This is a genomic window from Brevundimonas sp. GCM10030266, assembly GCF_042666595.1.
Taxonomy (GTDB): domain Bacteria; phylum Pseudomonadota; class Alphaproteobacteria; order Caulobacterales; family Caulobacteraceae; genus Brevundimonas.
In genome coordinates this window covers 319,276-335,923 of the sequence record NZ_JBHTCY010000005.1, presented here as the reverse complement: position 1 = coordinate 335,923, position 16,648 = coordinate 319,276, and the positions used below count along the sequence as shown (strand labels likewise).

The window sequence follows — 16,648 nt, the reverse complement described above, 5'->3', positions numbered from 1 at the left end:
TCCCCGGAAAACGGGAGGCCATCATGAAACGCCTGCTGCTCGCGACCGCGCTGACGCTGCTGTCCGCGACGTCCGCCATGGCTCAGACGGTGTATATCGTTCGTCACGCGGAGAAGGCTGACGGCGGGTCCGATCCGGTGTTGTCAGCCGCAGGACTTGAGCGGGCCGACGCCCTCGCGAGGGCGCTGAGGGAAGCGCACCCCGATCTGATCCTCGTCAGCCCGATGCAGCGCACCGCCCTGACCGCCGCGCCGACCGCCGCCCATCACGGCGTGACCCCGATCGTCGTGCCCTTTGACGACGGGGTGCAGGGGCAGGTCGCCGCCACGGTCGCCCGGGTGCGCGCCTTGCCGCCGGAAGCGGTTGTCCTGATCGTCGGCCACAGCAACACGGCGCCGCTGATTGCCCGCAGCCTGGGTTACGCCGAGGCGGCGGACATGCCGGACTGCGAGTTCAGCCGGCTCACCCGGCTGACCTTGCGTGGCGGCAGCGTGATGGCCACGGTCATGCCCTATGGACGGCGGGACGACTGTCCCGCCTGAGGCGGCCCAGCAGGCTCAGACGTCCAGATCGGCCACGGCGAACCGCGCGTTGTCCTGGATGAACTGGTAGCGGGCCTCGGCCTTCTTGCCCATCAGGCGCTCGACCAGATCCTCGATCTCGGTCTCGTCCTCGGGCAGTTCGACCCGCGCCAGGGTGCGCTTCTTCGGGTCCATGGTGGTCTCCTTGAGCTGGGAGGCCATCATCTCGCCAAGGCCCTTGAACCGGCCGATCTCGGTCTTCTTGCCCTTGAACACGGTCGCCAGCAGCTCGTCGCGGTGGGCGTCGTCGCGGGCGTATTCGGACAGGGCTCCCGCCTGGATACGGTAGAGCGGCGGCAGGGCCATGAAGACCCGGCCCTGACGGATCGCTTCGGGCATGGAGCGGTAGAAGAAGGTGATCAGCAGGGCCGCGATGTGGGCGCCGTCCACGTCGGCGTCGGTCATGATGACGATGCGCTCGTAACGCAGGTCATCGATGTTGAACCGGTTGCCCGGCTGCACGCCCAGCGCCAGCGCCAGATCGGACAGTTCGACGTTGGCGCGCAGCTTGTCCGCCGTCGCCGAGGCGACGTTCAGGATTTTGCCGCGCAGGGGCAGGATGGCCTGGGTCGTCCGGTCACGCGCCTGTTTGGCCGAGCCGCCGGCCGAGTCGCCCTCGACGATGAACAGTTCGGTGCCGTTGGCGCCCTGACGCGAGCAGTCGGACAGCTTGCCCGGCAGGCGCAGCTTGCGGGTGGCCGAGGCGCGCTGGACTTCCTTGTCCTTGCGGCGCTTCAGCCGGTCCTCGGCCCGCTCGATGATGTAGCCCAGCAGGGTATTGGCCTGTTTGGGGCTTTCGGTCAGCCAGTGGTCCAGCGGGTCGCGCAGCAGCTGTTCGACCAGCCGCTGGCCTTCCGGCGAGGACAGGCGGTCCTTGGTCTGGCCCTGGAACTCGGGATTGCGGATGAAGACCGAGATCATGGCGCCGGCGTTGGCGATGACGTCTTCCGCCGTGATCAGACTTGCGCGCTTCTCGCCGGTCAGCTCGCCATAGGCCTTCAGGCCCTTGACCAGCGCCGCGCGGAAGCCCGCCTCGTGCGTGCCGCCGTCGGGGGTCGAGACAGTGTTACAGTAGGAGCTGACGAAGCTGTCGGCCTCGCCGAAACCGATGGGCGACCAGGTGACGGCCCATTCGACCGCCCCGGCTTCGCCCTTGCGCTCGACCCGGCCCGCGAAGGCCGGGGTGACGGTTTCCAGTTCACCGATGCGCTCGGCCAGGGCGTCGGCCAGACCGCCCGGGAAGTGCAGGGTGGCGCTGGCGGGAGTCGCGTCCGTGATCCGGTCCGGCGAGCAGGTCCATTTGATCTCGACGCCGCGGAACAGATAGGCCTTGGAGCGGGCCATGCGGAACAGGCGGGCCGGCTTGAAGGCCGCGCCGACGCCGAAGATTTCCGCGTCCGGGTGGAAACGGATCAGGGTGCCGCGCTTCTTGGACGGCTGCACCTGCTGGATCGGGGCCAGCACATGGCCGCGCGAGAACGACTGCTTCCATTCGAAGCCATCGCGCCAGACGGTGACGTCCAGATGGTCCGAGAGGGCGTTGACGACCGAGACGCCGACGCCGTGCAGGCCGCCCGAGGTCTCATAGGCCTTGCCCGAGAATTTGCCGCCCGAGTGCAGCACGGTCATCACGACTTCCAGCGCCGACTTGCCGGGGTGCTTGGGGTGCGGGTCGACGGGGATGCCGCGACCGTCGTCATAGACCGACAGGAAGCCGTCGGCGTCGAGGTCGACCTTGATGATCTTGGCGTGGCGGGCCACGGCCTCGTCCATCGCGTTGTCGAGCACTTCGGCGAATAGGTGGTGCAGTGCCCGCTCGTCGGTGCCGCCGATATACATGCCGGGGCGTTTGCGGACCGGCTCCAGCCCTTCCAGCACCTCGATCGAGGAGGCGGAGTAGCCGGTGGCCGCAGCCGAGGCGGCCTGCGACGGCACGTCGGCGGGGCGGGGCGTCGGGGCGGGCGCAGGCTCGGGCGGCGCGACCGGCGCGGCGGCTTGCGGCGCGGGCGTCACTTCAGGCGCAGCGACAGCAGGCGCGGGAACGGGTTCGGTCGGACGCGGCTGCGTCGGCTCGTCATCGAACAGGAAGAGATCGGCGGAGTTGGCCATTCATCGAGTGTGCGGCGATTCGGGGACCGGTCTGGTAGGCCCGACGGGGCTTTGGGGCAAGCGGAACCGCCGCGGCTGTGGACGACGGCAGGAAGGCGCGGGTCATCACGGCCATGAACAGGACGAACGGCAGGCTCTGGTGGGTCAGCAGGATCGATTCCGAAAGGCTCAGGGCGAAGAAGGCGACGAGGAAGCCCAGCGCCCACCAGCCCTCGCGGGCGCCCGCTCCGGCGCTGCGGAACAACAGGATGACGAAGGTCACCGCCATCTGGACGCCGACCAGGATGGCGCCGGGCCAGCCGAGCTGGACCAGCAGGTCGATCCAGCCGTTGTGCGCCGAGGGCACCAGCCAGCCGGTTTCCCGGCGCACCCAGTCGGCGGGCGGGCTTTCGCCGATCCGGCCCCAGAAGGCGCCGTAGCCGTAGCCGGTCATCGGACGCTCGGCCACGCGGCGCATCAGGCTGGCCCAGATGTCGGTCCGGCCGGTCAGCGATGGATCCTTGCCCAGCGCGCCCAGCACCTCGGCCGAATGGGTTTCCCAAAACCACAGGCCGGCTCCGGCGGCGACGACCGCGGCCCAGATGGCGACCACGGCGAAGGCCGCGCCGCCCTTGCGCAGGGCCCAGAAACCGGCGACCACGCCGACGCCCATCATCAGGCAGAGCAGGGAGGTCTTGGACTGGGTGGCCAGCACCAGCAGGCTGGACAGGGCGAAGGAGAGGGCAGGCAGCAGACGTCGACTGTCGCCCGAAGCCAGACAGGCCGCCGCCGCCGTCGCGCCGATCACCATGACGGCGCCCATCTGGTTCTTCTCGTACCAGAGCCCGCGCCACAGGCCGGCGTTGACGTCGTGGTGCACCCCGATGGCGGGGAAGGCGAAAACCATGATCAGGCTGCCCACGGCCATGATCAGGCTGGCCAGCATCAGCAGGCGGGGCAGATGCTGCCCCCTGAAGGCCGCGCCCAGATACAGGGCGAACACCCCGCTCATGGCCAGGGCGATCACCCGGCGGGTGGTGGTGTGATAGTCGATCGACCAGTATTTCGAGGCGAAGCACAGGGCGACCAGCAGTCCGATGGCGATGGCGCCCGGCCAGGCGCGCCACATCCGGTCGATCCGGTACAGCACCAGCCCGAGGGTCGCCGCATAGGCCGGCAGCCAGATCAGCCGCAGGATCGGCGTCTCCTCCTGCGTCGGCGCGAACACCGGCCCGATCAGGGCCCCCGTCAGCATGAAGATCATGGCGACGCAGATCGCCGTCTCCCACCAGGCGGGGGACGGTTCGGTCACATCGTTCGCTGGACGGGACTCACGCACGAACCGGAGAGTCGGTGGTCGGGCTTAAGGAAGGGTTGGGGGCGCGCGCTACGGGGGCGTGGCTTATCGATTTTGCCGCCCATGCAGGATGCGAAGCACGATGACAGTGTCGCGCATGCGGCGGTAGCGGATGACGAAGCCGTCGCGACCGAATTGAACCTGTTTCTCGCGGAGGTCGCCGCGGATCCTGATGCCGATGTCAGGGAAGTCAGCCAGGAGATCGAAGGCGCTCACGATCCTGAGCGCAGCAGCTCTACCGGCGGAGGGGGAGTGAGCGGCGAGCCATCGCACCTGGGTCTCGAAGTCGAGTTCGGCCCTCGGCGACAGAATAACCTTCATTCAGGCTTGCCGAAGGTCTTGTCGATCAGCGCCAGGAAGTCAGGCCGCACATCGTCCCATGAACGTCCCCGCTCATGGAGGCCCGGCGATTCAGGTTCGTCAGTGCGTGGGTCGCCGTTGATCCAGCTGAAGTCGTCGTAGTCGAAGAAGCGGGCGTCCAGCACCATCGCGGCCAGTTCTTCCGGCGCGATGCCCATCGCCTTGGCCCGCTCGGCGATCTTGCCGGCGGTGTAGGCATCGAGTTCGAGGGTCAGGGCGCCGTCAGCCATTCGCCGCTTGTAGCACGGATCGCATCGTCAGGCCTTCTCCACGAACGTATCGATCACCTTCTTCTCGCCCGCCTTGTCAAAGGCGACGACCAGCTTGTTGCCCTCGATGGCCTTGACGGCGCCGTAGCCGAATTTCTGGTGGAAGACCCGGTCGCCGCGCGACCAGCCGGAGCCGGCCTTGGGATCCCCGGTGGCGACCAGACGGCCGTCGCCTTCCAGCAGGGTCTGGCGGGCGGGCTGGGCGTTGGGGACGCGATTGGCGGTGAAGGCCTGGCCGCGCTTCCAGCCCGGCGAGGAATAACCCGAGCCGAACGAGGGCGCCTCGTCCCAGCGGCTCTTGGCCTCCTTCATGCCCGAGGAGGCGCCGTAGTAGCCGGTGTCCGACTGCGGCTCGACGTGATCGATGGGCAGTTCGTCGACGAAGCGGCTGGGAAGCTGGCTGGTCCAGCGCCCGTAGACGAGGCGGTTGGCGGCGAAGGAGATGCGCACATCCTCCTTGCCCCGGGTCACGCCGACATAGGCCAGGCGACGTTCCTCCTCGAGGCCCTTCTCGCCCTTCTCGTCGATGCTGCGCTGGCTGGGGAAGACGCCTTCTTCCCAGCCCGGCAGGAAGACCAGGGGGAACTCCAGCCCCTTGGCCCCATGCAGGGTCATGATCTGCACCGAGTCCGCGCTTTCGCCCCGGTCCAGATCCATGACCAGCGAGACGTGCTCCAGATAGGCGGTCAGGCCGTCGAACTGCTGCATCGACTGCGTCAGCTCTTTCAGGTTGTCGAGCCGGGTCTGGCCAGTCGCCCGGTCGGCCTTCTGCATGTCGGTGTAGCCGCTCTCTTCCAGAACCGCCTCGGTCAGCTCCCAGTGGCTGGTCGTCTGGCCCAGGGCGCGCCAGCGATCAATGTCGCGGATGAAGTTGGAGAAGGCCGTACGGGTGCGGGCCTGAAGCTCGTCCGTGCCGATCAGGTGGCGCACCGCCGCCATGGCCGAGACGCCGTTCTCACGGGCGATCTGCAGCACCTTCTGCACGCTGGTGTCGCCCAGCCCGCGCTTGGGCACATTGACGATCCGCTCGAAGGCCAGATCATCGTCCTCGGACAGGATCAGGCGCAGATAGGCGTGGGCGTCGCGGATTTCGGCCCGCTCGAAGAAGCGGGGGCCGCCGATGACGGTGTAGGGCACCGCCAGCATCACGAACCGCTCTTCAAACGCCCGCATCTGGAACGAGGCGCGCACCAGCACCGCCATGTCGCGATAGCTGACGCCCTGCTTGCGGGCGGTCTCGATCTCGTCGGCGATCAGCCGGGCCTCGGCCTCGCCGTCCCAGACGCCGCGCACCCGGACCTTGTCGCCGGTCTTGTCCTCGGTCCATAGCGTCTTGCCCAGACGGCTGCGGTTCGCCTTGATCAGCCCGGAGGCGGCGCCGAGGATGTGGTGGGTTGAGCGATAGTTGCGCTCCAGCCGGATCACCTTGGCGCCCGGGAAGTCCCGCTCGAAGCGCAGGATGTTGTCCACCTCGGCCCCGCGCCAGCCGTAGATCGACTGGTCGTCGTCGCCGACGCAGCAGACGTTGCCGGTCGAGGAAGTCAGCAGGCGCAGCCACAGATACTGGGCGACGTTGGTGTCCTGATATTCGTCCACCAGGATGTAGCGGAAGCGGCGGCGATATTCCTCAGCGATATCCGCATTCTGGGACAGGATGGTCAGGTTGTGCAGCAGCAGGTCGCCGAAGTCGCAGGCGTTCAGGCTGGCCAGCCGCGCCTGATAGGCGGCGTACAGGGCGTGCCCCTTGCCGTTGGCGAAATCCTCGGACGGCGGCAGCTTGTCGGGCGTCCAGCCGCGGTTCTTCCAGTGGTCGATCAGGTTGTTCAGCGACTTGGGCGTCCAGCGCTTGGTGTCGAGGTTGGCGGCCTCGAGCAACTGCTTGCACACCCGCTCCTGATCGTCGGTGTCCAGGATGGTGAAGGTCGATTTCAGTCCGACCAGTTCGGCGTGGCGGCGCAGGATCTGGGCGGCGACCGAGTGGAAGGTGCCCAGCCAGCGCAGGCCCTCTGACGACGGCCCGATCAGATGGGTGATCCGCTCGCGCATCTCCCGCGCGGCCTTGTTGGTGAAGGTGACGACCAGCAGCTCCCAAGGCTTGGCCCGGCCCGTGGCGAGGATGTGCGCCAGCCGGGTGGTCAGCACCCGCGTCTTGCCGGTGCCCGCGCCGGCCAGCACCAGCACCGGTCCCTCGGTGGTCTCCACCGCGTCGCGCTGCTCGGGGTTCAGCCCCTTCAGATAGTCGGACGCCGGGGAGGGCGCGCGGCCGTCGGGGCCGTGCGCGCGGGCGAGGTCGGAGATGCGGGGGGGAGCGGAATCGGTCATGGGAACCGGGAGAACATAAGGAGACCGGACGGGCTTGTCAGCCGCCCTGTACGGAACTCCTGATGGCCGCACTCCGTTCTGTGGCCCGGACAGGGTTGGAAACAGGAGGGCCGAGCATGGCCGAGGGTACGAGCAACAGCGGTGGCGGCGGAAACGCGGGCCTCGCGTTCATTGTCGGCGCGCTGGTCGTGGTGGTCGCCGTGATCGCCTTCTTCCTCTTCAGTGGCGGCCTGCCGGGCACTCAGAAGAAGGAAGTCAATGTTGACGTGGACCTGCCTGAAGTCTCGGCCCCCGCCGCGCCGTCGGGGAACTGAGCCATGACCGATCCGAACGCGCCGCCCCCCGACCGCCCCGAGGTCGTGCATCACACCACGATCAACAACCCGACCCCGAGCGGCGGAGGCGGGGGCTTCCTCGGCTTCCTGATCGGCGGACTGGTCGTGGTGGTGATCATCATCGGCGTGGTGCTGATGACGCGCGGCGGCGAGATCGAGACGCCGAAGGCGACCGATGTCGATATCAATCTCAATCTGCCGGACGCGCCCAAGATGCCGGACCTGCCGACCCCGCCGCCGGTCGAACCGCCGACCCTGCCGGAGCCCGCGCCCGCGCCGGCCCCCGCCGGCTAGCGCAGCTGGTAGGTGACGGTCGCGACCACGCGGACCCGCTTGTTCAGCGAGGTGGACTCCGTGTCGATGTCCTCGCGCGCGAGGATTTCGAACGAGCCCTGCGTGGCCTGCCGGATCGGTCCGAGAGGCGCGCCGGAATCCTTGGCGAACTGCTCGGCGCCCGACCGGGCCGAGGCGGTGGCCTCGGCGATCATCGACGGCCGGACATCGTTCAGCTTGGTGAAGACGTAGTTGGGCGCGGCGAAGTCCAGCTGCACGCCCTGACGCACCAGATCGTTCAGCGCCCGTTCGGTGGTGGCGACCCGCTGCACGTCATTGGTGCGGACGGTGACGCTCTGGCTGACGATGTAGCGGATGGTGTTTTCCGAAGAGCCGTATTCCCGCGCCCGGGTGTCGGTCACCTGCATCCGACCCACGCTGACCTGCGCGTCCGGATAGCCCTGCGTCCGCAGGAAGGCGCGCACGGCGGCCAGATCGCGGTCGATCTGGCCCTGCGCCGTCGGCAGATCGTCGTTGGCCGCCTTGAAGCTGAGGGTCAGGACGGCGAGGTCGGCCACCACATTGCGCTCGGCCACGCCGCGGACAGTCACCTGTCGATTGCCGACCTGGGCGTTGACCACGCCCGAACCGATGAAGGCGCCCGCGCCGATCAGGCCGATGGCGATCAGACCGCCGAAGACGGCGGCGGGAAGCAGGGATTTGTCGAGGGTGAAGACCACGGCCAGGCTCCATGAGGGAGCGCCGACGATGCGCTCGCCATGGCCGAAGTCAATCGGTCGAAACCTGACCCGCGAAGCTGTGATCGCCGCCCGCCCATCGCAGCGCCAGCAGGCGACAGGCCGACGCCAGCGGGGTGCGTCCCCGGGTCTCGTCGATGCGCTTCATCAACCCGGCGTGGGATAGGCCCATGGCGGCGCCAACCTGATCCAGCACGACCCAGAATTCAGGTTCCAGCGCCACCGAGGTGGCGTGGCCGGATAGGGAGACGGAGCGCTTCTTCAGCATCCGCCCTCAGTACGGTGATCAGCGCACGGCGACCAGAGTGATGTCGGCCGTGGCCGGGGCGCCGTTGGTCAGGACCGCGTGGCGGGTGTCGGTGGTGAAGCGCAGGGCGCCGGACGGATCGCGGATCTCGGCCCGCACCGCATAGGTGTGGCGCGGATCGATCTGGCTGGCGGGGAAGCCCAGCGTCGCCTGATACGGCGGCGCGCGGCCTTCCAGAGGCTCGGTGTGTTCGGCCAGAACCTCGGCGGGGGCGTCGGCGCGGCTGACGTCCTCGACGCGGACCTTCAGCACATGGCCGGGCGGCAGCAGGATGCGTTCGCGGTAGGTGGCGGTGACGTTGACGATCGCCATGCCGTGACCGGCTTGCGGGGGTGTCTGTGGCTCGCCGGACGGCGTGGGCGCGCAGGCCATCAGGGCCAGTGGCAGGATCGGGATCAGCAGGGCGCGACGCATGGGCGGGGTCTCCGGTTTCGGGTTCCTAACGCATGGTCGGGCCGGAAGCTGCGCGGCACAAGGCGGCCTTATGCGCCGCCCCATATAACCGTGCTTGTGCCGCCCTTTCAGCGCGGGCATTGCGGGGCCATGACCGAACCCGTCGAAGCGCCCGTCGCGCGCCCCCGCCTGAACCGCACGACTCTGCTGGGGATCGGCGGCGTCGCCATCTGCGCGATCATCTGGGGCACGACCTGGTTCGCCATCACCCTGCAACTGGGCGAGGTCCCTAACATCGCCTCCATCGTCTGGCGCTTCGGCCTGGCCTCGGCGGTGCTGTTCCTCGGCTGCCTGCTGTTCCGCCAGAACCTGAAGCTGACGAAGGCGCAGCATCTGGCGGCGCTGGGGCAGGGGGCGTTCGCCTTCTCGGTCAGCTACAGCTTCACCTATGGGGCCGAGGAGCACGTCGCCTCGGCCATCGTGGCGGTGACCTTTGCCTCCCTGACCTTCATCAACCTGGTCCTGTTCCGCCTCGTCGCGCGGCAGAAGGCGGCGGCGGCGTCCTGGGGCGGGGCCCTGCTGGGCATCGCCGGCGTGGCTGTGCTGTCCGGCGGCGAGGTTCTGGGCGCGGGCTTCGATCAGCGCGCCGCCATCGGCGTCGGCATGGCCCTGATCGCCACAACGGCTTCGGCCTTCGGCAATTTCTTCGCCTGGAAGGGTCAGCAGAGCGGCTCGCAGGCCATCCCCTCGACCGCCTGGGCCATGGCCTATGGCACAGGCCTGCTGGCGATCTACGGCATCGCCACCGGCGTGGAGTTCACGATCGAACCGACCGCCAGCTACATCGGCTCGCTGCTCTATCTGTCGCTGTTCGGCTCGGTGATCGCCTTCGGCCTGTATTTCACCATCGCCCGCACCATCGGCTACGCCATGGCCAGCTATATCTCGGCCCTGACCCCGCCCATCGCCATGCTGGTGTCGGTGCTGTTTGAGGGCGCGCGCTTCGGCTGGCCGGCGCTGGTCGGCCTGTTGCTGGTGCTGTCCGGACAGGCGTTGCTGATCCGCGCGCCCAAGGCCTGAGCCTCCGGCTTCAGCGCCGGAACCAGCCGGTTTTCTTCTGCCGGCGATCCGCCTCGACCAGCGGCGCGGCCGCTTCGGGCGTCTTCGCCTTTGCCAGCTTTTCGCGGCGGGTCCGTTCGGCGGCGAGGCGGCGCATCGCGATCAGGGCGATCAGGCCGGCCCGCGTCTTCGGGGCATAGCCGCCCATGCTCAGTCCTCCAGCTTCGATCCATCCAGAAGCTGTTCGGCGCGGGTCCGTTCCTTGTCGGCCTTGGTCTTTTCGGCCTTCGTGCGCCCGTGCGCGGCGCGGTTGGCGGAGGCGGTCGCCTTCGCCTCGGCCTTGGCCCGGTCCTTCCGGAACCGGTTCAGGTTCACGATCTCGCCCATGACGTCTCCATGATGCAACCGGCCGTGGGCCGGACGGTTGTCCAGCCTCACACAGTCTGAGGAGAGTCCCATGGTAGACGCCAGCCAAATCCGCGAACACCTCGAAGTCGTCGGCTCGGACGGCGAACACGTCGGCCGCGTCGATCATGTGATCGGCGACCAGATCGAGCTGGCCAAGCTCGATCTCGCGGGCGGTTTCAAGCACCACATGATCCCCGTCAGCTGGGTCGATCACGTCGATGAGCATGTCCATCTGAACGTGACGAAGGATGAGGCCAAGGCCCGCTGGACCGAGAAGCACTGACCATCCGGCTTACGCCGAATTCACGAAGGGCCCGCTTTCACCGGCGGGCCCTTTGCTTATGTTGGGATCATGATCCGTCTGATCCTCAACCTGCTCTGGTTCTTCTTCGGCGGCTGGCTGTCCGGCCTGTTGTGGCTGCTGGGCGGCGCCTTGCTGGCCGTGACCATTGTCGGCCTGCCGTGGACCTTCGCCGCCTGGCGGATCGCCAGCTACAGCTTCTGGCCCTTCGGGCGCGAGGTCGTGTGGCAGGACCAGCCCAATCCCGTGGTGGGCGGCGTCGGCGTGGTGCTGAACATCATCTGGTTCCTGGTGGCCGGCTGGTACATCGCCCTGTCTCACCTGCTGATCGCGGTGGCCGAGTTCGTCAGCATCATCGGCATCCCCTTCGCCCTGAAGGACCTGGAGCTGGCCAAGCTGGCGCTGGCCCCGGTCGGTCGGACCATCCGCGACAAGCGCTGATCAGTCGTCCGCCAGCAGGACGTCGAGATAGGTCTCCCGCCGGTTCAGGAAGCCCCGGGTCACCGCGTAGTGCTCGGTGTCTTCATACGCCACGCGATCAAGCCCATGGGGCGAGGTCTGGTAGATCCACGCATCGGGATAGCCGAGAATGATCGGTGAATGGGTGGCGATGATGAACTGCGAGCCGTCGTTCACGAGCTGATGCAGGCGGGCCAGAAACGAGAGTTGCCGCGAGGGTGACAGGGCGGCTTCCGGCTCGTCCAGAATGTAGAGCCCATTGCCCTGCAGGCGGTTCTCGAACAGGTCGAAGAAGGCCTCGCCGTGGGATTTTTCGTGGACGCGCGTCTGGCCTGCGCGGTTGGTCCCGCTCGCTTCCAGATAGGTCGCGGTGGTGAAGTAGCTCTCGGCCCGCAGGAAGTAGCCGTCTGTCGCCTTGCGCGGAGCCCGGACCGGTCGGATGAAGCGATGCAGCGGCGAGTGGGAGGCGCGGGTCGAATACTGGTGGTCCCGCGAGCCGCCCTCGGCGTTGAAGCCCCACGCCACCGCCAGCGCCTCGATCAGGGTCGATTTGCCCGATCCATTCTCGCCGACGAGGAAGGTTACGCGGGGATGGAAGGTCAGGGTCTCGGTCCGTCGCACCGCCGGGACGTTGAACGGATAGGCGTCGTCGTCCCAGCCTTCCCGCCTCTCCAGCCGCGCCTCGATCCAGTAGGGACGGTCCAGCGCGGGCATGTCAGCGGGCCAAGCGCATGGCTGTCGAAAGCTTGCGGAACCAGGCTTCGGTGAGGGCCGCCTGTTTGCGGAACTGGGCGTTGTCGGGGCTGACGCCGTGGCGGCCGCCTTCGTAGAACGAGACGATGAACACCTCGTCCCCGGCGGTCAGGCGCAGACCCAGCCAGCGGATGCGCTCGGGAATGTCGCTGACGCCCTGCTCTGCGACGGGGACAGGGCTGACCGGGTCGCCATCCGGCTCGGCGCGGATCAGAACCGTTTCGTCCCGCACGCCTTCGACGGCGAGGAGCGAGGCGGTCGGGATAGCCCGCGACTCCTCGCCCTTTCCGACGATCACCTGTCCGCCATCCGCGGACAGGCCGATGAAACTGCCGTCATCCGGCGAGACGAACAGGTCGGTGACCCCGTGCGCCTTGGCGACGGCGGCGGTGACGGACTTGATCCGGTCGCGGCTCGCCTTCTCGCGGTTCATCGCCCGGACTGTTATCCAGATGATGAAGGCCGCGAACCCGAGAAAGATCAGCTTCATCGGCCTTCCCGATCGTTCGGCTTACTGCGGCGCGATCATCAGTTCGGGGCGGACGTACTGGTCGAACTCTTCGTTGGTCAGATAGCCGCCGCCGACGGCTTCCTCGCGCAAGGTGGTGCCGTTCTTGTGCGCGGTCTTGGCGATCTTGGCGCAGGCGTCATAGCCCAGCTTGCCGTTCAGGGCGGTGACCAGCATCAGCGAGTTGTCGAGGCCGCGCTTGATGTTGTCCTCGCGGGGCTCGATGCCGACAACGCAGTTGTCGGTGAAGCTGATGGCCGCGTCGGCGACCAGGCGGACCGACTGCAGGAAGTTGTAGGCCATGACCGGGTTGAAGACGTTCAACTCGAAATGCCCTTGAGAGCCGGCGAACGTCAGAGCCGAGTGGTTGCCGAACACCTGGGCGCAAACCTGGGTCAGGGCTTCGGACTGGGTCGGGTTGACCTTGCCCGGCATGATCGACGAGCCCGGCTCGTTCTCCGGCAGGGCCAGTTCGCCCAGGCCCGAGCGGGGGCCGGAGCCCAGGAAGCGGATGTCGTTGGCGATCTTGAACAGCGAGGCGGCGACCGTGTTGATGGCGCCGTGGCTGAAGACCATGGCGTCGTGGGCGGCCAGGGCCTCGAACTTGTTCGGGGCGGTGGTGAAGGGCAGGCCGGTGATGCCGGCGATCTGCTCGGCGACCTTCTCGGCGAAGCCGATGGGGGCGTTCAGGCCGGTGCCGACGGCGGTGCCGCCCTGCGCCAGCTCCATCAGCTTGGGCAGGGTCTGCTCGATGCGCTCGATGCCGTTGGCGACCTGCTGGGCGTAGCCGCCGAACTCCTGACCCAGCGTCAGCGGGGTGGCGTCCTGGGTGTGGGTGCGGCCGATCTTGATGATGTGCTGCCAGGCGTCCGACTTGGCCTTCAGGGCCGCGTGCAGGTGCTTCAGGGCTGGGATCAGGTCACGGACGACCTGCTCGGCGCACGCCACATGCATCGCGGTCGGATAGGTGTCGTTCGACGACTGGCTCATGTTGACGTGGTCGTTCGGGTGGACCGGCTTCTTGGAGCCCATCTCGCCGCCCAGCATCTCGATGGCGCGGTTCGAGATGACCTCGTTGGCGTTCATGTTCGATTGGGTGCCCGAGCCGGTCTGCCAGACGACCAGCGGGAAGTGGTCGTTCAGCTTGCCTTCGATGACCTCATTGGCGGCGGCGACGATGGCGTCGGCCAGCTTGGGATCCAGCTTGCCCAGATCGCGGTTGGTCTCGGCGGCGGCCCGCTTGACGATGCCCAGGGCGCGGACGATCGGCAGGGGCTGCTTTTCCCAGCCGATCTTGAAATTGCCCAGCGAGCGCTGCGCCTGCGCGCCCCAGTAACGGTCGGCGGCGACCTCGATGGGGCCGAAGGTATCGGTTTCGGTGCGGACGTTGCTCATCGCGGACGGCTCTCTCAGGCGTGGCGGGAAGATGCGCGGGGGTGTAGCACGGGGAGGCGGGCGGGCAAGGCTCGCGGCGGAAACCGTGAATGACCCCCGGCTGGATCGGCACTGGAAAGGTACGCGCGCGTGAGAGCGGCGAGGTGGTGGAGATCGCCATCGACGGGCTGACCACCCAGGCCAAATACTACAAGCCGCTGGTCTATGAGTTCATGCGCAAGGAGTGGGCTTCGCGACCGGCCTGGGGCGACTATGTCGTCGAGATCGTGATGGAGCACGTCGGCGACCCGCCGTGGATGGACCTCGACAACCTGGCCAAGGCCCTGCTGGACGCCATCAAGGGCTATCTGTTCCACGACGACAGCCAGGTCGCCCGCCTGCTGGTCGAGCGCCGCGAGGGCGAGCGCGAGCGGATCACCATCCGGGTGTTTCCGCGTCGGTGACCCCACCCAGGTTTGAAATGTGCACTCCGCAAAAAATGGAGTGCACATAGTGCACATTTTCCCGTGAGGCGGGGGATGGTGTGCGGGGTTCTACCGCGTGGGGGGCGTCAGGGCGCAACGCGGGGACCGGGCGCGAGGCGCCGCGGCGAGGTTTTGTGTGTGGCGGAGGCTGGCGTGGGCTCGACCTTGAGGGAGCAGCGCAGACCGCGATGTCAAAGACCGGGGGCGCAGTCTGACAGGCCGATGCGTCAGATTTGGACGTATGAACGCGATGAACTTGTCATCCCGGCCGAAGCGTAGCGGAGAGCCGGGACGCGACGGTCTTTCCAGATATCCCCACGCCTGGACCGCCGTGCGCTCAAGCCCTCTCCCATCGGGAGAGGGGACTACGGCGCGCGCTGGAACCGCAGCGTCGGCAGGCGCATCTGCATGTCGGCGCCGACGAACAGCTGGGGCTCGGACGGGCGTTCGATGCCGGCCTCGGCCTCCTTGCGGTTCACGCAGGCGCGGGCGTCGGCGGCCAGGGCCAGGAAGTCCGGCGCGTTCGGCAGGGTTTCCAGGATGCAGCCGTCAAACCACGGATAGCGCTCGTCAGCGCCGCAGCCGAACGAGGTCCGGTCCCGTCGGGCCGCCGTCAGCACCATCCGGTTCGGCCCCTGCAGGGCGTTCAGGAAGATGCCGGAATAGCAGGCCGAGACGATCACCACGGTGGGGCGGGCGCCGCAGGTGTTGCGGACCATGTTCGCCATTACATCCGGCGTCATGCGCGGCGCATTGCCGAAGACCATTCCGTCCGGGGCACCGTGGGAGGTGAAATAGAGCAGGCAGCCGCGCGTAGCTTTGGCGGCGGCGGCGCGGACACCGGACAGGACCGCGTCCGGCGCATCACGCTGGAGGCTGAACTCCACCATACTGGCGCGCTCGAACCCTGCGCGCTGGAAGGCCTGTCCCAGATCGCGTCGGGCATTGTCGAAGGCCTGGATGGGCTGGCCCCGTCCGTCCCGCCAGTCTGCCTGGATGATGGCGGCGGTCCAGCCCTCGAAGCGGCTCCCGGACTGGCTCTGCGCCGCTGCCGGCGCGGCGAACGCCAGCACCCCCGTCAGGACGACAATCAAACCCCGAAGCATTCGCACCCCCCGCAGTTTCAGTCTGCGACGTTATCCGATCAGGGCGCGAGGGGAAGGGGGCGTCAGGATTTTTGAGGCAGATCGGGCAGAACGGGTGAGCCGTCCCAGAAGAGATGAAGCGCCGCTCCAGCATCCGTGAAATCGGTGACGGACGAGAAGGGAATGGTCACCGAAGTCGGGACATCATCAAAGTGCAGGGCAAGGGTGAAGGTCTCCTCCGTCACCGTCACGACGGCGAAGTCGTGCTGGAGAATGACCGTCATCCGATCGGGAAACCGGCGGCGCAGCTTTTCGGGCAGGATGACGCCGTCGGTGCTGGTCTTGAACGTGATCAGGTAATGCTCGCCCTCGTTCAGCGCCGTCGGCGTCGGGCGCGCCCTCAGAATGAGGGTCAGGATCGCGCGTTGTGACGATGCGGCGGGCAGGGACTGCAGGCCGTCATCGGCCTGGGCGAAGGTCGGTGAGGCGGTCAGCAGGCAGGCTGTGACGAGCAGGCAGGAAAGCAGCCCGCGCATCCGCTCTATTTCTTCCGGAACTGGTCCAGCGAGATGACCTTGGGTGCGTCATCACCGCCCAGCGCCGGTACGGGCGCCTCATCGGCGTCGGCGGCGGCGACCTCGGCGGCGATGTCCTCGACGGTCGCCGGCGGCTCGAACTGCAGCAGGAACTGCACCGACGGGTCATAGAAGCGGGTCACGGCCGTGTAGGGCATGGCCAGCACCTTGGGCATGCCGCCGAACTTCAGCATCACCGAGAAGCGGGTCGGCTCGACCTTCAGATCCCAGTACTGATGCTGGAGGACCACCGTCATCTCGTCCGGATATTTGGCGATCACGTCCGGCGGAACGCTGACGCCCGGTGCCCGCGTCTTGAAGGTGATGTAGAAATGGTGCGCGCCCGGAATCCCGTCCGGCCCGGCCGCCCGGTCGAGCGCAGCCTTGATCACCCCGCGCAGGGCGTCCTGCGCCAGCTGCTCGTAGTGCATGTCGTCCACGGGGGGCGTTTCTTCAGCCATCAGGTCGGGGTCTCGCTGTCCAGCGGCGGTGATACCCCCCGAAGGGCCTGGGCGGAAGACGGCAAAGAGGGTTAGCGCGGGGATTTGTCCCCAGCGTGAGCGTATTTCCTGAAATGAGGAAAGTGGGAGGCTTCTGT

At 67.6% G+C, this 16,648-nt stretch carries 23 protein-coding genes; 7 read left to right on the top strand and 16 right to left on the bottom strand.

Annotated features, from left to right (window positions below):
- Positions 1–23: 23 nt before the first annotated feature.
- On the top strand, positions 24–542 hold the full coding sequence (locus tag ACFQQC_RS16530; RefSeq protein ID WP_376863631.1) for a phosphoglycerate mutase family protein: 519 nt from the start codon (positions 24–26) through the stop codon (positions 540–542).
- Positions 543–557: 15 nt separating this feature from the next.
- Here the strand turns inward: ACFQQC_RS16530 and ACFQQC_RS16525 are convergent, their stop codons facing one another.
- The 5 genes from ACFQQC_RS16525 to ACFQQC_RS16505 form a co-directional block, all read right to left on the bottom strand.
- Entirely contained in the window at positions 558–2,690 is a 2,133-nt protein-coding gene (locus ACFQQC_RS16525; protein ID WP_376863630.1) for a DNA topoisomerase IV subunit B, read from the bottom strand.
- Entirely contained in the window at positions 2,656–3,981 is a 1,326-nt protein-coding gene (locus tag ACFQQC_RS16520; protein WP_376863629.1) for an O-antigen ligase family protein, read from the bottom strand. Before ACFQQC_RS16520 ends, ACFQQC_RS16525 begins: the two co-directional genes overlap by 35 nt.
- Positions 3,982–4,071: 90 nt before the next feature.
- Positions 4,072–4,347 carry a type II toxin-antitoxin system RelE/ParE family toxin gene (locus ACFQQC_RS16515; protein WP_376863627.1) on the bottom strand — a complete coding sequence of 92 codons (276 nt, stop codon included), beginning with the start codon at positions 4,345–4,347 and terminating at the stop codon, positions 4,072–4,074.
- Complete coding sequence (locus ACFQQC_RS16510; RefSeq protein WP_376863626.1) at positions 4,344–4,616, bottom strand: hypothetical protein; 273 nt, start codon at positions 4,614–4,616, stop codon at positions 4,344–4,346. Before ACFQQC_RS16510 ends, ACFQQC_RS16515 begins: the two co-directional genes overlap by 4 nt.
- A 27-nt stretch (positions 4,617–4,643) precedes the next feature.
- Positions 4,644–6,977, bottom strand: coding sequence for an ATP-dependent helicase (locus tag ACFQQC_RS16505; RefSeq protein ID WP_376863625.1), 2,334 nt, complete (start codon positions 6,975–6,977; stop codon positions 4,644–4,646).
- A gap of 116 nt (positions 6,978–7,093) precedes the next feature.
- Between ACFQQC_RS16505 and ACFQQC_RS16500 the strand changes: the two genes are divergently transcribed.
- The gene (locus tag ACFQQC_RS16500) at positions 7,094–7,291 is read left to right on the top strand and encodes a hypothetical protein (protein WP_376863624.1); all 198 of its coding nucleotides are present in this window, start codon (positions 7,094–7,096) and stop codon (positions 7,289–7,291) included.
- A gap of 3 nt (positions 7,292–7,294) precedes the next feature.
- A complete protein-coding gene (locus ACFQQC_RS16495) occupies positions 7,295–7,606 on the top strand; it encodes a hypothetical protein (protein WP_376863623.1) in 312 nt (103 codons plus the stop codon).
- Here ACFQQC_RS16495 and ACFQQC_RS16490 read toward each other — a convergent pair.
- The 3 genes from ACFQQC_RS16490 to ACFQQC_RS16480 are packed head-to-tail and all read right to left on the bottom strand — an operon-like array spanning position 7,603 to position 9,064.
- Positions 7,603–8,325 (bottom strand): SIMPL domain-containing protein, encoded by a 723-nt coding sequence (locus tag ACFQQC_RS16490; protein ID WP_376863622.1) that lies wholly within the window; start codon positions 8,323–8,325, stop codon positions 7,603–7,605. The two genes, ACFQQC_RS16495 and ACFQQC_RS16490, sit on opposite strands and share 4 nt — an antisense overlap.
- A 49-nt stretch (positions 8,326–8,374) precedes the next feature.
- Positions 8,375–8,611, bottom strand: a complete 237-nt coding sequence (locus tag ACFQQC_RS16485) for a ribbon-helix-helix domain-containing protein (protein ID WP_376863621.1) — start codon at positions 8,609–8,611, stop codon at positions 8,375–8,377.
- Positions 8,612–8,629: 18 nt separating this feature from the next.
- Positions 8,630–9,064 carry a YbaY family lipoprotein gene (locus ACFQQC_RS16480; protein ID WP_376863620.1) on the bottom strand — a complete coding sequence of 145 codons (435 nt, stop codon included), beginning with the start codon at positions 9,062–9,064 and terminating at the stop codon, positions 8,630–8,632.
- 129 nt (positions 9,065–9,193) lie between these two features.
- Here ACFQQC_RS16480 and ACFQQC_RS16475 point away from each other — a divergent pair, with 129 nt between their 5' ends.
- Positions 9,194–10,123, top strand: coding sequence for a DMT family transporter (locus ACFQQC_RS16475; RefSeq protein WP_376863618.1), 930 nt, complete (start codon positions 9,194–9,196; stop codon positions 10,121–10,123).
- A 10-nt stretch (positions 10,124–10,133) separates the two neighbouring features.
- On the opposite strand, the gene ACFQQC_RS16470 is transcribed toward ACFQQC_RS16475, so the two are convergent.
- Positions 10,134–10,310 carry a hypothetical protein gene (locus ACFQQC_RS16470; RefSeq protein ID WP_376863617.1) on the bottom strand — a complete coding sequence of 59 codons (177 nt, stop codon included), beginning with the start codon at positions 10,308–10,310 and terminating at the stop codon, positions 10,134–10,136.
- A 2-nt stretch (positions 10,311–10,312) separates the two neighbouring features.
- On the bottom strand, positions 10,313–10,561 hold the full coding sequence (locus ACFQQC_RS16465; protein WP_376863616.1) for a DUF4169 family protein: 249 nt from the start codon (positions 10,559–10,561) through the stop codon (positions 10,313–10,315).
- On the opposite strand from ACFQQC_RS16465, the gene ACFQQC_RS16460 reads away from it, so the two are divergent.
- Both ACFQQC_RS16460 and ACFQQC_RS16455 read left to right on the top strand, forming a co-directional pair.
- Complete coding sequence (locus ACFQQC_RS16460) at positions 10,560–10,793, top strand: DUF2171 domain-containing protein (protein WP_376863615.1); 234 nt, start codon at positions 10,560–10,562, stop codon at positions 10,791–10,793. The two genes, ACFQQC_RS16465 and ACFQQC_RS16460, sit on opposite strands and share 2 nt — an antisense overlap.
- Positions 10,794–10,862: 69 nt before the next feature.
- Entirely contained in the window at positions 10,863–11,252 is a 390-nt protein-coding gene (locus ACFQQC_RS16455) for a YccF domain-containing protein (RefSeq protein ID WP_376863614.1), read from the top strand.
- On the opposite strand, the gene ACFQQC_RS16450 is transcribed toward ACFQQC_RS16455, so the two are convergent.
- Genes ACFQQC_RS16450 through fumC form a run of 3 tightly spaced genes read right to left on the bottom strand, consistent with a single transcriptional unit; the run spans position 11,253 to position 13,926 of the window.
- Entirely contained in the window at positions 11,253–11,984 is a 732-nt protein-coding gene (locus tag ACFQQC_RS16450; protein WP_376863613.1) for an AAA family ATPase, read from the bottom strand. It lies immediately after the preceding gene.
- Position 11,985: 1 nt separating this feature from the next.
- The gene (locus tag ACFQQC_RS16445) at positions 11,986–12,513 is read right to left on the bottom strand and encodes a hypothetical protein (protein WP_376863611.1); all 528 of its coding nucleotides are present in this window, start codon (positions 12,511–12,513) and stop codon (positions 11,986–11,988) included.
- A 21-nt stretch (positions 12,514–12,534) separates the two neighbouring features.
- The gene (gene fumC, locus ACFQQC_RS16440) at positions 12,535–13,926 is read right to left on the bottom strand and encodes a class II fumarate hydratase (protein ID WP_376863610.1); all 1,392 of its coding nucleotides are present in this window, start codon (positions 13,924–13,926) and stop codon (positions 12,535–12,537) included.
- An 89-nt stretch (positions 13,927–14,015) separates the two neighbouring features.
- On the opposite strand from fumC, the gene ACFQQC_RS16435 reads away from it, so the two are divergent.
- On the top strand, positions 14,016–14,369 hold the full coding sequence (locus ACFQQC_RS16435; RefSeq protein WP_376863609.1) for a RusA family crossover junction endodeoxyribonuclease: 354 nt from the start codon (positions 14,016–14,018) through the stop codon (positions 14,367–14,369).
- A gap of 386 nt (positions 14,370–14,755) precedes the next feature.
- On the opposite strand, the gene ACFQQC_RS16430 is transcribed toward ACFQQC_RS16435, so the two are convergent.
- The 3 genes from ACFQQC_RS16430 to ACFQQC_RS16420 form a co-directional block, all read right to left on the bottom strand.
- On the bottom strand, positions 14,756–15,496 hold the full coding sequence (locus tag ACFQQC_RS16430) for a C13 family peptidase (RefSeq protein ID WP_376863608.1): 741 nt from the start codon (positions 15,494–15,496) through the stop codon (positions 14,756–14,758).
- Positions 15,497–15,558: 62 nt separating this feature from the next.
- A complete protein-coding gene (locus ACFQQC_RS16425) occupies positions 15,559–16,011 on the bottom strand; it encodes a ClpXP protease specificity-enhancing factor SspB (protein ID WP_376863607.1) in 453 nt (150 codons plus the stop codon).
- 5 nt (positions 16,012–16,016) lie between these two features.
- Positions 16,017–16,511, bottom strand: coding sequence for an SspB family protein (locus ACFQQC_RS16420; protein ID WP_376863606.1), 495 nt, complete (start codon positions 16,509–16,511; stop codon positions 16,017–16,019).
- Between the last annotated feature and the right edge of the window lie 137 nt (positions 16,512–16,648).